At 67.9% G+C, this 13,421-nt stretch carries 12 protein-coding genes; 3 read left to right on the top strand and 9 right to left on the bottom strand.

The annotated features are described in order from the left end of the window. Nucleotides 1-121 precede the first annotated feature (121 nt). Nucleotides 122-1,321, top strand: coding sequence for a cytochrome P450 (locus tag ABT352_RS16535; RefSeq protein WP_350945680.1), 1,200 nt, complete (start codon nt 122-124; stop codon nt 1,319-1,321). Between the two features lie 240 nt (nt 1,322-1,561). Here ABT352_RS16535 and ABT352_RS16530 read toward each other — a convergent pair whose 3' ends face one another. From ABT352_RS16530 to ABT352_RS16520, 3 genes are all read right to left on the bottom strand, one after another. Further along, nucleotides 1,562-3,898, bottom strand: coding sequence for an NACHT domain-containing protein (locus ABT352_RS16530; protein ID WP_350945679.1), 2,337 nt, complete (start codon nt 3,896-3,898; stop codon nt 1,562-1,564). A gap of 276 nt (nt 3,899-4,174) precedes the next feature. Beyond that, nucleotides 4,175-4,618 carry a VOC family protein gene (locus ABT352_RS16525; protein WP_350945801.1) on the bottom strand — a complete coding sequence of 148 codons (444 nt, stop codon included), beginning with the start codon at nt 4,616-4,618 and terminating at the stop codon, nt 4,175-4,177. Nucleotides 4,619-4,864: 246 nt separating this feature from the next. Next, nucleotides 4,865-6,331, bottom strand: coding sequence for an MFS transporter (locus tag ABT352_RS16520; protein WP_350945678.1), 1,467 nt, complete (start codon nt 6,329-6,331; stop codon nt 4,865-4,867). A 493-nt stretch (nt 6,332-6,824) separates the two neighbouring features. On the opposite strand from ABT352_RS16520, the gene ABT352_RS16515 reads away from it, so the two are divergent. After that, nucleotides 6,825-7,637: an NmrA family NAD(P)-binding protein gene (locus ABT352_RS16515; protein WP_350945677.1), complete on the top strand. Its 813-nt coding sequence runs from the start codon at nt 6,825-6,827 to the stop codon at nt 7,635-7,637. A 279-nt stretch (nt 7,638-7,916) separates the two neighbouring features. Here ABT352_RS16515 and ABT352_RS16510 read toward each other — a convergent pair whose 3' ends face one another. Further along, on the bottom strand, nt 7,917-8,735 hold the full coding sequence (locus tag ABT352_RS16510) for a helix-turn-helix domain-containing protein (RefSeq protein ID WP_350945676.1): 819 nt from the start codon (nt 8,733-8,735) through the stop codon (nt 7,917-7,919). Between the two features lie 163 nt (nt 8,736-8,898). Between ABT352_RS16510 and ABT352_RS16505 the strand changes: the two genes are divergently transcribed. Next, nucleotides 8,899-9,624 (top strand): alpha/beta fold hydrolase, encoded by a 726-nt coding sequence (locus ABT352_RS16505; protein ID WP_350945675.1) that lies wholly within the window; start codon nt 8,899-8,901, stop codon nt 9,622-9,624. Between the two features lie 10 nt (nt 9,625-9,634). Here the strand turns inward: ABT352_RS16505 and ABT352_RS16500 are convergent, their stop codons facing one another. The 5 genes from ABT352_RS16500 to ABT352_RS16480 form a co-directional block, all read right to left on the bottom strand. Further along, nucleotides 9,635-10,054 (bottom strand): VOC family protein, encoded by a 420-nt coding sequence (locus ABT352_RS16500; RefSeq protein WP_350945674.1) that lies wholly within the window; start codon nt 10,052-10,054, stop codon nt 9,635-9,637. Nucleotides 10,055-10,272: 218 nt separating this feature from the next. Further along, the gene (locus ABT352_RS16495; protein WP_350945673.1) at nt 10,273-10,776 is read right to left on the bottom strand and encodes a PIN domain-containing protein; all 504 of its coding nucleotides are present in this window, start codon (nt 10,774-10,776) and stop codon (nt 10,273-10,275) included. 10 nt (nt 10,777-10,786) lie between these two features. After that, entirely contained in the window at nt 10,787-11,671 is an 885-nt protein-coding gene (locus ABT352_RS16490; RefSeq protein WP_350945672.1) for a hypothetical protein, read from the bottom strand. Nucleotides 11,672-11,842: 171 nt separating this feature from the next. After that, nucleotides 11,843-12,397: an ATP-binding protein gene (locus ABT352_RS16485; protein WP_350945671.1), complete on the bottom strand. Its 555-nt coding sequence runs from the start codon at nt 12,395-12,397 to the stop codon at nt 11,843-11,845. After that, complete coding sequence (locus tag ABT352_RS16480) at nt 12,354-12,737, bottom strand: hypothetical protein (RefSeq protein WP_350945670.1); 384 nt, start codon at nt 12,735-12,737, stop codon at nt 12,354-12,356. The genes ABT352_RS16485 and ABT352_RS16480 overlap by 44 nt, the downstream gene beginning before the upstream one ends. Nucleotides 12,738-13,421: the final 684 nt, after the last annotated feature.

Here is a 13,421-nt window from a genome sequence, read left to right as displayed (position 1 = left end):
CACCTCGACTCGCGGACACCCGGTTCGGCTCATGCGCCTCCCGAAGTCGACAGCGACTTCGAGCCGCGAAGAACACGCGGCGCCATCGCGAGTAACCCCCATGCCGAGAAGAGGAACGACCATGGAACACATCGTCACCACGCTGCCGACCGCGCGCCCGCCCGGCTGCCCCTTCGACCCGCCCAAGGAACTGCTCGACGCCCGCGAGCACGGCCCGATCAGCCGCTACACCTTCCCCGACGGACACGCCGGCTGGCTGGTCACCGGCTACGACCTGGTCAGAGCGGTCCTGGCCGACCCTCGCTTCAGCTCACGCAGAGAGCTCATGCGCCACCACCCGCTGGTCGACTTCGGCGACATCGAGGTCCCTCCGGCACCGCCCGGCGAGTTCCTGCTGATGGACGAGCCACAGCACAGCCGCTATCGCAAACCGCTGGTGGGCAAATTCACCGTCCGGCGGATGCGGCAGCTCACCGAGCGCGTCGAGCAGGTCACCGCCGAGCACCTGGACGCGATGGAGGCGGCCGGCCCGACGGCCGACCTGGTGACCGCGTTCGCCAAGCCCATCCCCTCCGTCATCATCTGCGAACTGCTGGGCGTGCCGTACGAGGACCGCGGCCGCTTCCAGGAGAACATCGACAAGTTCCTCGGCGGGGAGGTCGCCGACGAGGAACTCATCGCGGCCTACACCGCGACCCAGGAATACCTCGCCGAGCTGGTGGCCGCCAAGCGCGCCAACCCCACCGACGACGTGCTCAGCGACCTGCTCGACAGCGACCTGACCGACGAGGAGCTGAAGGGCATGGCCCTGATCCTGCTGTCGGCCGGGTTCGACACCACCGCCAACATGCTCGCGCTGGGCACCTTCGCGCTGCTGCAGAACCCGCAGCAGCTCGCCGCCCTGCGCGCCGACCCCGCGCTCGTCGACCGGGCCGTGGAGGAGCTGCTGAGATATCTGAGCGTCGCCAAACAGTTCTTCAGGGTCGCGCTGGAGGACGTCGAGCTGGGCGGCCAGACCATCAGGGCCGGCTCGATGATGATCCTGTCGTACAACACCGCCAACCGTGACCCCGAGCGCTTCGCCGACCCCCACCGGCTCGACCTGCGCAGGCAGGACGGCGGGCATCTGGCCTTCGGCCACGGCATCCACCAGTGCCTGGGCCAGCAACTCGCCCGCGTCGAGCTGCGGGTCGCCTTCCCCGCCCTGCTCGCCCGCTTCCCCACCCTGCGCCTGGCCGTACCGGCTGAGGAGATCGCCCTACGCCCGGAGACCGCCGACATCTACGGGGTCAAAAGCCTCTCGGTCACCTGGGACACGTGACCGGTCCGCTCACGCAGAGCGTCACCGCCCCCACTTCTCCGGCTCTCGTCGGCCATCCTCGACGAGGAGCTCCAGCACCCGCTGCCGACCAGGGCCCATGTCGGCCAGGCGAGATCGGGGGACAACATCGGATCATCGCCGTGTTCCAAAGGCGGCCGACGCGGCCCTGCGCAACTGGCCGTCCCTCTGACAGCGGTACCGGGCCGAAGGGGACGCGAAGAGGGCGAGACGAATCAGTGATTACGAGGCTTCACCAGAAGGGGCGGTAGTGGCGAGATGGTCGTGCAGGGCCGCATGGCGAAACTGATAGACCGGACCGACCGCACGCAGCAGTCCCAGGCGGTGAGCGTCATCGAGAAAATCCATAATCCGCCAGGGAAGCCGGCGTTGGAGGGCTAACCGGGTCACCGCGATGGTGCAGACCAGCCACGCATGATGCTTGCCCATCACGGTCCCGGCCCCGAGCCCGAGCGTGAGCCCCAACGCGAGCCAGATCATGAGCAGGGTCGTGAGCTGTTCCCAGACCCAGTCCCAGAGCTCGGTCGAGATCCCGGTCCTGATCTCGGTCGCGATATCGAGCCCGACCAAGGGCCCGAATACGAGCCCGCACGCGAGCACGGCCACGACCAATCGCAGAAGGGTAAGCGCTCTGTCGGCTCGCCAACTGGAGCGGGGCGTGCTGGTCGATGCGAGTGTGGGTTGTTCCGCCCATGTGATCAGCCCGGATGCCAGCGTGATCCCTAGCCAGACTAGAAACCCGAACCCGAATATGAATTCAAAATTGAGATCGAAAAAATTGACTCGGCCGGGACGTAAAAAGACCCCGGAATCGAGATCGACATTGAGCGTCGACGGTACGAACGAGAGCGTCAGCCCGGACATGATCCCAATCGTGAGCCTGATCGTGAGCCCGAACGTGAGGGCGTCTTTCATGGAGCGGAAGAGAAGAGAGGTTCGTCCGCGCAGGTGCGGGTCTGCGTAGCCGGGCCTTTCGTTGACCCAGGGCTTGGCGCGCACAAGCCCGCTCGTGAGCCCGAACGTGATTCCGAGCGCGATCCCGAGCACGAGACCGAACACGCTCCTGGCCGCGATCCGGGACGCGGTCTCGTACGAGATCCCGAACATGGTCCCGATGATCCCGAACACGATCCCGAACCCGATTCCGAGTGCGAGGCCGAGCGCGATCCCGACTGTTGAACGGATGTGGGGTGTGGTGCGGGCGATGTGCCACCAGGTGATGTCGCGGGTGGCCGGAGGGAAGACGTGGGCCAGGTAGGTCAGGAAGCGTCGGGTGGTGTCGGGGTCGAGCAGGTGGCGGGGACGGAAGTGGTCGGCGGGGTCGGTGCTGGGCGGGCGGGCGGCGATGACAGCGGGGATGACGTGGTCCAGCAGGTGAGTGCGTAGCGCGCTGGCGTCGGCTCCGAGCGGGCCGGTCAGGGGGGCGGGGTCGGTGCCGGGGGTGACGTAGACGGTGCGGATCAGCCACAGGCCCAGCGGGGTGGCGGCGAGCTGGGTCAGGCCGGGGACGGTGCGGGAGCGCAGTGCGGTCAGGGTCTGTCTCCAGCCCTGGGCCGGGGAGGCGGGGAGGCAGGCGGCCAGGTAGTCGGCGGCGGTGTGTGAGGGGAGGGATTGAGGGACGATGATCGCCGCTGCGGTGAGCGGGCGGCCGACCTCGTGGATGGCGGTGGTGAACTCGGCGCGGCGGCTGGTGAGGATTAACTGGTCGCGAGTGGTCAGCGAGGCGTTGAGCGCGGCGATCACCTGGGCGCGGGCGGGTGCGGGGATTTCGTCCAGGCCGTCCAGGACGGGCAGGATGTGACCGCCGGAGACGAGCGCGGCGGCGGCGCCGGCACCGAGCTCGGGAGCGACCAGTGCCGGGTAGTCCTGGACCAGCCGGACGGTGAGCCAGTCCTGCAGCCGGGGATGGGCGCCGGGGTCCCAGCCGGAGACCGGCAGCAGCACCGGCACCGGCACGATCTCTCTCTCGTCGGCGCAGGCCTGATCGGTCGCGCGGGTGGACAGCAGTTGCAGCAGCAGCTGGATCGCCAGGGTGGTCTTGCCCATGCCCGCGCCGCCGGTGATGACCAGCCGCCGCCGGGTCAGGGCACGAAAGTCACTCGCGAGGGCGGCGATGTCGTCGCTGCGGCCGGCGAAGGTGAACTCGGTCGCGGTGCTGATCAGCCGAGGGATGCTCATCACCGTCTCGTTGGCGGTGAGCTGCCAGCGGATCGGAATGGGTGCGGGGTCATCAAGCAGCCGGTTACGGGCCTCGTCCTGCCATTGCCTGCGCACCAGGTCGGCCAGCACATCGGCGGCTTTCGTCACATCGGCGGGTCTGTTGGCGCTGGTGTTGCGGCGCTTGGCCCATGCCACGACGGCGGCCGTGGCCACCGATGCGGCGATCGCGACCGCGGCCAGATCAGCCGGATTGACCGGGTCGTCCGGTTTCAGCGCTCGCCATACCGAGACCACTGTGGTGACCAGCGCGACGATGGCCAGCAGAGCGGCTGAATTCCACCAGCGAATGGGGCGTCGGCTCACATCGATATATTCGCCGCCGTCCAGTACCGGCGGCATGAATCATGGCCCATCTCAGTGCTGAATCGTGATTACCGACAGCCGACCGCGATCATTACTGGCACCCTCTCAGCGGCGACGATGCAGCGGCGTGACGTTGCAACACACCGGAGAAGCCGGACGCCGCACTCCACGGCGTCAACCGGACGCATGCCGACGAGGAGAAGCGCCACCGCCCCACCGCACCCGTCGATCCCGGCCCGTGCTGGGGGGAGTGCCCCTGAAGAGCGGTGAACAACAAGGTGAGGCAGGGGGGCGGCTGCCCGGACAGTGCGGTTATCCCGTCTCCACCAGGCCAAGGTGAACCTGGCCGGTTTCATCGAGCCGCCAGCCGGGGTTGTAGCAGATCTCCCAGATCACTCCGTTGGGGTCGGCGACATGGCCGTGGTAGCCGCCGAAGTTCGCGGTCTGGGGAGACTTCACGAGCGTGCCACCCACCTCGACGGCCCGCCGCACGGTGGCGTCGACGTCGGCGGGGGTCGGCACGTTGACCGACAGGGTGAAGCCCCCCAGCTTGCCGTCGACCGCCGTGCCCTGCATGTCCTCGACGAACTTCTCCGCGTCGAACAGTCCCAAGACCATCCCGGGGGCCACCTGAAAGAAGATGATCTCCTCCGGTACGTCCAGCAGCGGCGTCCAGCCCAGACCTTCGCGGTAGAACGCGCGGGCGGCATCGAGATCGCGTGTCGACAAAGTAATGAAATGTACTTTTTGTTCCATATGATCAACATGCCCGAGCGGTAGGAATGTCGTCTTGAACGAATCGGACACGGCGGCAGACCTACCCGAGCAGGGGCGCCGTCGACGAGCGTGCCACCGACCGACCGGGGCGATCACCCAGGTCGGTTGGTGGTTCTCCTGGAGAGAGGGTAGGCGACATGAGTCGTCACGGCCTCCAGGACGCACCGCGGACCCGTCAGCCGAGGTCAGCCGGTGTGAGCCGGGGGCAGTCGGTTTCAGTCGATGTCAGCCGGTGGGGTGCAGGTCGGCAGTGTCCGGGTCGGGGGCGGGCTGGGACGCGGCGGCGTCCCGGGCACCCGGACCGGGAAGCCTGAGGGCGGCGAGGACGGCCGTCAGCATGACGGCGCCCAGGACGTAGACGGCGACGCGCATTCCCTCGGCGGAGGCGACGCGCAACGCCTGCCCGGACAGCCCCTCGATGCCGTGGTTGGCGACCGCCACCAGGACCGCCAGGCCCGCGGCGGTTCCCACCTGCAGCGCGGTGGAGGCCACCCCGGAGGCGAGCCCCTGCTCGTCCGCCGAGACACCGGTGCCAGCGGCGATCCACATGGCTTCGTAGGTGATGCCCATGCCCAGACCGATGACGACGATCCCGGCAAGGACAGTGAGGAAGGAACCGTCCGTGTGCATGCCGGGGGCGAGGAACGCGGCGCCCACGGCGTTGACGACGATGCCGGTGATCAGCGTGCTCCGGGTGCCGAAACGATGGACCAGTCGCTCGCTGAGAAAGTTCCCCGCTGTGATCGAGAGGGTCGGGCCGAGGAACGCGAGCCCGGTCTCCATAGCGCTGAAGCCAAGGACATCCTGGAAATACAGGGTGAGGAAGTACGGCACGGCCTGCATCGTCAGCCCGAAGACGAGAATGACCACGACCGCTCCGCTGAACGCGCGGTTGCCGAACAGCCGCAACGGCATCAGCGGAGTCCGCCCCCGAGCCTGGACGCGCAGGAACGCGGCCAGCAGGACCATCGCGAGAACGGCCGAGGCGACCACCTCGGCCCGCGTCCAGCCGACCTCGGAGCCGTGCGCGACCGCGAAGATCAGCAGCGTGATGCCCGCCGTACCGGTGAGCGTTCCGAGCACGTCGACGCTCCCCGAGGTGACACGGCCGTCGGGAGGCAGCAGGGCGAAGGCGGCGACGGCCCCCGCGGCGGCGAGCGGGACGTTGACGTAGAACACGGCCTGCCAGCCCAGGGCCTGGGTGAGCACCCCGCCCGCGAGCGCGCCCGCCGTGAGCCCACCGGCGCCCGCCATAGCCCAGACCGTCAGCGCGCGGTTGCGCTCCCTGCCCTCGGCGAAGGTGGTGTTGACCAGGGCGAGCACCGCTGGGAAGAGCACCGCGCCTGCGAGACCCTGCAGAGCGCGTGCGGTGAGCAGCACCGCGGGCGCCGTGGCCAGGCCGCCCAGCACGGAGGCCACCCCGTACAGCACCATGCCGAGCACGAACATCCGCCGGCGTCCCACCAGGTCGGACAACCGACCGCCGAGCAGCAGGAAACCTCCGTACAGGACGACGTACGCGGTGACCACCCATTGCAGGGTGTGCGGGGTGAAGCCGACATCGGCCGCGATGTCGGGAAGAGCGACATAGATGATGGTGAAGTCAAGACTGATGATCAGATGCCCGAGCGCGAGCAGCGCGAGGCTCCATCCCGGCCGTCGGCTGCGAGCCGGGGACTGGGTTGTGGACATGGGTGTGCCTTTCGTCCGTATGTGGTCCGGTGGCCTGTCATGGCTGCACCGGAACCGGCGGACATTTGTTGGCACACCCCCTGAGGGCACTGGGATGGGCGGCCCCCGCGCTCGGCCCGTCCGGTCCGATCATCGCCCCTCCCCTCCCTCTCGTGTTCCGCGCCGTCTTCGCGTGTTCCGCGCTGTCTTCGGGACGACTATGCCGCCCGCCGTGGCCGACGGCATCGGACGTCCGGTCCGGCATGGCCTGAGACCTTGGACCTAAGACCATTGGAGGTCTCCGCGAGGAGAACGCGAGGCCGTCGATCTGTCGGTCTGTTGACCTGTCGGCCTCCGAAGAGGCCGGATGCGGCCATCGGGGTGTCGCTTCGCGCGTACCTGGTGACGCGCCTCGCAACGACAGGGGCGAGCGGGTGCTTTGACCTCAAGCGCGGTTGAGTTTCTAGGTTCGTCAACGACGCATCCGGACAAAGACGATGTAAGGAGCGCGACTGTGACGACCTTGGTGACAGGTGCCACCGGGAACACCGGCCGACACGTTGTGGCGGAGCTGGTCCGCCGAGGAGAGCGGGTTCGGGCCTTGACGCGGGATCCGGCGGCGAACACGGGAAGGTTTCCGGCCGAGGTGGAGCTGGTGGCCGGCACGCACAACACACCGGAGAAGCTGGACGCCGCACTCCACGGCGTCAACCGGCTGCACATCACGGTGACGAACGGACTCGCCGAGGTCGGCCCCGAGCTGGTCCGGCGGGCGGTCGCCGCCGGTGTTCAGCGCCTCACCGTGCTGTGGGGCGGCTGGGTGGGTCCGGTCGAGCAGGCGGTGGCGGACTCGGGCGTGGAATGGACACGTCTGGAAGCGCAGGAGTTCATGTCCAACACGTTGACCTGGGCCGAATCGATCCGAGCCGAAGGAGTGGTCCGAGAACCGTACGACCTTCCCAGCGCGCTGGTGCACGAGGCCGACATCGCGGCCGTGGCGGCCGTCGCACTGCTCGACGACGGCCACGCGGGACAGGCATACAACCTCACCGGTCCCGAACCGCTCACCCCGAGTGAGCGGGTCGCGATCCTGTCGCGGACGCTCCGCCGCGACATCGCCTTCGAGCCGATAACGCACGAACAGGCGATCGACAGGCTGACGGCCACCGGAGTGTCCCGGGCGGACGCCGAGTACGTCGTTGGCTGGTACGCCGAGTCCAGCGATTCCTCCAAGACCGTGGACGACACGGTCGTACGGGTGACCGGCCGTCCCGCACGTACGTACACGCAGTGGGTGGACGAGCACGCGGACCGTTTCCGGGCTTGATCTCCATCGGCTGAACCCGCCCAGGACCGATCTCACCGGTCCTGTGACGTGGGTTTCCACGTTCCCACAACCGGGCGTCGGAGATCAGCTCACCGAACGCCGAAGCCTTCGCCGGCTCTGGACACGGCCGGTCGTTCTGTCACGCACGTGACGAGGTCCTGGCTGCACGCCGTGAGCGCCATCACCCGCTGGACGCGTTGACTCGCTGTTTCCCGGATCAGGCCGGACAGTATCGACACGAGTGATCGCCGCCTCGTCGGCGGCTGAGCATGAGCGGGGTCACGTCCGCGTGACGGACGCGAGAAGCGCCAGTTTGTCGGCACTGTCGGTGCCGGGGTCCGGGTGGAGGACGACGAGCGTCTGGCCTGTCGCGCCGCTGACACCCAGTCTCTCCCGGTTCAGCCACAGGCCACCGACCTGGGGGTGGTCGATGTGCTTGAGGGTGCCCTCGCACGTGTTCACATCGTGGCGGGCCCAGAGCCTGCTGAAGCGAGGACTGGCGAGGGAGAGCTCGCCGACGAGCTCGATGAATCGGGGGTCGTCGATGTCGGTGCCGACGGACCCGCGAAAGCCGGCGACCATGCCCTGCGCGGTGTCCTCCCAGTCCGGGTAGAGGGCCTGTTCGGCGGGGTCGAGGAACACGTCCCGCAGGCGGTTGCCCCCCGCCACGAGTCGCGGCGACAGAGCGGTCGCCAGTGCGTTGGCGGCGAGGACGTCGAAATAGCGGCCCTCCACGTACGCGGGAAGCGGAAGCGTGACGACGAGCTTGGCGACGCCCGGAGGGACGGTCTCCTTCCGGGGCCGCCGCCTTCGCCGGGGTTTTCCCGCCCCGAGACGGAGCAGGTAGGACGTCGCGTTGTCGTCGAGCAGCAGCACGCGGGCGAGGGACTCAAGGACCTGCGAGGAGGGGTTGCGGTCGCGGCCCTGCTCCAGGCGCAGGTAGTAGTCGGCGCTGATACCGGCGAGCATCGCGACCTCCTCCCGGCGCAGGCCCGGCACACGCCGTACCCCCTGGGAGGGGATGCCGGCCTGTTCGGGAGTGACGAGCTCTCGGCGAGCGCGTACGTAATCGCCGAGGAGATTGAGGTCGTCGCCCATGTCGCCACTGTAATCCGCGCGCCGTCGTGCGTTCCTGGCCCTGTCACCCCCAGGATCGCGGGGACTCTGGCTCCGTCAGCGGGTGAGCGGAAACCTCGCTTCCAAGACGACGAACACCGGCGAAATCAGCCGGCGGCCCCTTTCCGGAGCGAGGAGCAACACCATGTCAACGTATTTGCTGGTACACGGGGCCTGGCACAGCGGGCAATGCTGGGAACGGGTGGTCCCGTTGCTGGCATCGGCCGGGCATCGGGTGGTCGCGCCGTCACTGACCGGCCACGGCGACAAGGCGCATCTGCTCGGCCCCGAGGTAGGGCTGGACACGCACGTCGACGACATCGTCAGACTGATCACCGAGGAGGACCTCACCGACGTGATCCTGGTGGGCCACAGCTACGCCGGGCTGGTCATCTCCTCCGCCGCCAACCGAATCCCGGACCGGATCGCCCACCTGGTCTATCTCGACGCGATGGTCCCGGAGAACGGCGAGAGCGCGGTGGACGTGCAGCCCGTGACCCAGGCCCTCATCGACCGCGCCGCGGAGTCCGAGGCCGGCTGGCGGATCCCGCCGATGCCCGAGTCGCCACCACCCCTGGGCCTGTTCGGGGTCACCGACCCCGCGGACGTGGCGTGGCTGCGGACGATGTTGTCGGATCAGTCGGTGCTCTGTCTCCTGCAACCGGTCCGGCTGGACGACCCGGCCGTGCGCATGATTCCGCGGACGCACATCCACTGCGTCGCCGGCGTGCCGAAGGGCATCGAGCGGCGGGCCATCCCTGCGATACAGGCCAACGGCAGCCCGGCGCAGGTGTGGGAACTGGAGACGGGCCACGACTGCATGATCACCATGCCGGTCGAACTCACCGAACTGCTGCTCAAGCTCGGCTGACTGCGCGGTCTCAGTCCTGGCGTGACGTTTCGAGGGCGACGAGTTCGACCTCGAATCCGTCGGCGTCCTCCAGATAGGCGGCATAGCGCTGCTCGCCGCCGGCATGGGGATGGCGGTCCGGGAACAGCAGCGTCCAGCCGTGCCGCGGGGCCCGCTCGGCCAGGACGTCGACCATGGCCCGGCTCTCGACGTGGAAGGCGAGATGGTTCAGGCCGGGACGGCACCGGTCGTGTTCGTCCGCGCTGAGAGCGGGCGACCGCTCAAGGACCAGATAGGTGGAGCCGAGCCGCCAGCTGCGCCCGTCGGCCCAGTCCTGGAAGAGGGTGTAGCCCAGCTCGCCCAGCAGCCACCCCCAACCGGCGACGGCCCGCGGCAGGTCGGGCACCCAGAGCTCGACATGGTGCAGCATGCCGGTGGTCACCTTGCTCATACCGAGATCCCTTCCGCGCGCCTGACCAGGATTGAGGTTCCCCCGCAGGACGGACCCGCGCTCATCGCGATGATTCCGGCACGGCCAGAGGCGCGAGGTCAGGGGCGTTCGTGGCCAGCCAGGCCGCGAGCCATCGGGAGTCCTCAGCGCTTCCCTCAACCTGGGTGTCGATCAACCTGCGCAGGATCATGAGCGGCAGCAAGACATCAAGCGGACCTCTACTCCATCTCCAGTCGTAGCTTTTCCGGCCACACGATGTTGGGGTGGATGATCTTCATTCCGTCAATGGTCTGTCCGAGGGGGAAACCTTCATCGCATGTCATGAAATAGCCGCACTTCGCACGGAGTGCGGCTGCCAGGTGCAGCGCGTCGGCCGCGCCGAAGGGTTTCGAGCCTTTTGCATGCTGCGATCCGTAGGCATCGCGGAGGCGAACGGCTTCGCGGACGAGGTATCGGTCTATGTCAACCCATATGGTGCCAGGTGCGATGAACCACGTTCGGAGCAGCTCGCGTACGTTCTCGGAACGTTCCCGGCGTAGGCGCGCGTTGCCGTTGCACAGGACCTCGGCTTCGACCAGGGGAGAGGCAACCATTTCGGCCTCTCGGGTGAAGATTCCATTGAACACCGCTTCGGCGCTGCGCCACCGTTCCTCCCCCGTGCTCTTGTTGATGTCCTCATTACGGGTGATCAAGTCGAGATACACGTTGGCGTCGGGATACACGCGGGGGAGGCTAGGCACGCCTCGCCTCCCGGATGTAGTCGTCGACGCTCTGGTCGCCCAGCCAGTCGGGTGCGATCCCCAGCAGTTCCGCGACCGATGCGGGTGCTGCCGACTCTTCGGGGAGAGGCTCCAGGTGTTCAATATCGATCTTGACCACCTGTCCGTGGTCGTTGCGCCATACCGTCCCGCGAGCCAGTACTCGTCTACGCCACATGCTTTCGACGACGGCCTGCATCTCGGCGGGAAGCCGTCCGAGAACAGCCCGTCGTGTCAAAGGGTCGAACAGGCTCACCGAGGACACGCCTTTGTTCAGGCGACGCACGCTCATCTGGTCGATCCAGCCGGCTACCGACCCGAGGGAGACCTGCGTTCCGGTCATCGCGAGCCGGGCATGCTCCCGGACCGGTTCGGATACCGGAAAGTGCGGACCGGCCGTGTCGTTGACCGTGGCGAGGGAGACCTCCTGAACACCGTTTCCGGGTTTCCCGATCCTCAACAGCCGCTCGACGGTGGTCGCGGTGTAGTACTGGGGAACCTCGGGAGTCTCCTGGAGTTGCTCCACCCCGGAGACCAGCGCGTCAATGGAGGCGAGCAGAGAAGCGTGGTCGCGGCGAGGGGTCTCCCTGGCGCTCAGGCGTACAACGAGTTCTTGCTCGTCATGGCCAAGGTCCTGCACGATCCACGCGGGTCTGACGGTTTTCCGCTGGGTGAGGACATGGTCGATGTCGTTCAGCGCACGCTGAACCTGGGTGAGAGTCTCGGTGTACCGCGCGAGATCAATCCGCTCTCTCCCCTCGCGGAGGCGGACTTCCAACGCATTGGCACTCATGGCCTCACCGTAACGGGACCGATGCGACAGGACCATCAACCGGGGCCGTCGCTCGCGCCGCGTCATCGTCGGTGCCTCAGTGATAGGGGGTTCGCGCCCTGGTCGAACAGCACGTGAGCATCATGGACCGTTGTCCGAGCCTGGGCGACCGCTTCTGCCAAAAGGGCCTGACCTTGGGGTGGATTCGGAGTCTGCCCCAAGATCAGTACGTTGACCGGGAGTGTTCGGGCCGGTCTGTCAGGTGAGTTCGAACCAGATGACGGTTGTTGTGGGGTCGCGGTGGAAGCCCCAGCGGGTGGCGAGGTCGTTGACGAGGAGGAGTCCTCGGCCGCCGGTGGCGTTCAGGCTGGGGTTCTTGACGTGCGGGATCTGTGTGGAGCCGGGGTCCTGGACGGTGATGATGACGCCGTGCGAGGTGAAGGCGACCGTGACGACGAACTCCGGTGGCCGGTCGCCCGCTGTGGTGCCCGCGGTTCCGGTGTCGGTTGGTGTGGTGGTGTGTTCGACGGCGTTGGTGGCGAGTTCGCTGGTGAGGAGGGTGGCGTCGTCGCGCAGTGGATGGTCGTCGCCGAGGATGTCGGCGACGAAGGCGCGGGCGTTTCTGACCTGGTCGGGGGTGGCGGGGAAGCGTTGGGAGATGACGGGGGTGTGGTTCGGCGTCGTTGACCAGCCGGGGATCCGGCCGGGGTAGGGCGGCCAGATGGTGGCGGCCGGCCCGTTGGGGGCGTCGGTTGTCGTCCGGAATCGGTCAGTGAGCACTCCGGCGAGTACGGACAGCAGTCGTACGGTCATCTCGGTCACCTCCCTTGCTGATGGTCTCGCTGTGCTGGTCGCTTTCGGCGGCCCCGAGGTCCTTGTCGGTTGTCTGGTGTGCCTGCTCGGGGTGGGGGTGGAAGTCCTCGATGTGCTGCATCCGGGCGGCGAGTTCGGCGGGGGTGTCGGCTTCGACGAGGCCGATGCGCTGGCGGTACCGGGTGGGGGAGAGTGCCCACCAGCGTCCGGTGGCGTGGCCGTACCAGGGGCGCCAGTCGGGAAAGCGGAGCCTCAGCGTGCGTAGCGCGCGGGGGTCGTCGCCGGGTTCGTGCCGGAGGTGTTCCGCGTCCGCCTTTGCCTCGATGGGAGGTGCACTCATGCTGCCACTCCCTTCCGGTGCGTCTCGCGCCTGCCGGGCCGTGTTCTTGGTGGCGATTCGCGTCCGTAGGGCGGGGTGGCCGATCGCGCGTGGCGTCCCCGGGGGACGGGGGAGCCCGTGAAGGGGTGGCTCGGCGGGCGTGGGGTCACGACGGCCGGTGTGGGAGGTGCGGGCAGTCGGCCGCAGAGCCCGAGGCGGCGCCGGGCCGTCATGCGGGTACGGACCTGGGCCGAGGTGGGCTGCTCCCACAGGTGTCCTGGGCGGTGCGGCAGGCTGGCGGCGTCGTGCGCGTACGGGGGATGACCGCACCAACGGCAGCCGAGAGGTGAGGGCGGACGCTCGGCATGCCAACGGATACGGATGATTTTCGGAGTTCTACTACTGTGAGACACAGATCGCGCACCTCCAGAGTGCGGTCGAGGCTCTGCCAGGCGACGCCATTCGCCGGGCAGGGCCGTTTTTGATGTTCTTGAGCTCGCCGGTCGTGAGCGTCCGCCGTTCCCCGTCGGATCGGGTCGCTGTTCGTTCTCGCCGCTGCTGCGGGCAGTGGATACGCGCGGAGGAGTTCTCGCCACACCTCGGCGTGTTTCGCCGGACAGGGCGGCGTCGCCCGCGTGCTCGGAGGCGCGTTTCTTCAGCCGATCGAGGGCATGTATCGAGGCGGTGCTCATGGGCGTCCATCTC

The sequence above is a fragment of the Streptosporangium sp. NPDC000563 genome (assembly GCF_040299985.1).
Lineage (GTDB): Bacteria > Actinomycetota > Actinomycetes > Streptosporangiales > Streptosporangiaceae > Streptosporangium.
This window is presented reverse-complemented; position numbering and strand designations above follow the sequence as displayed.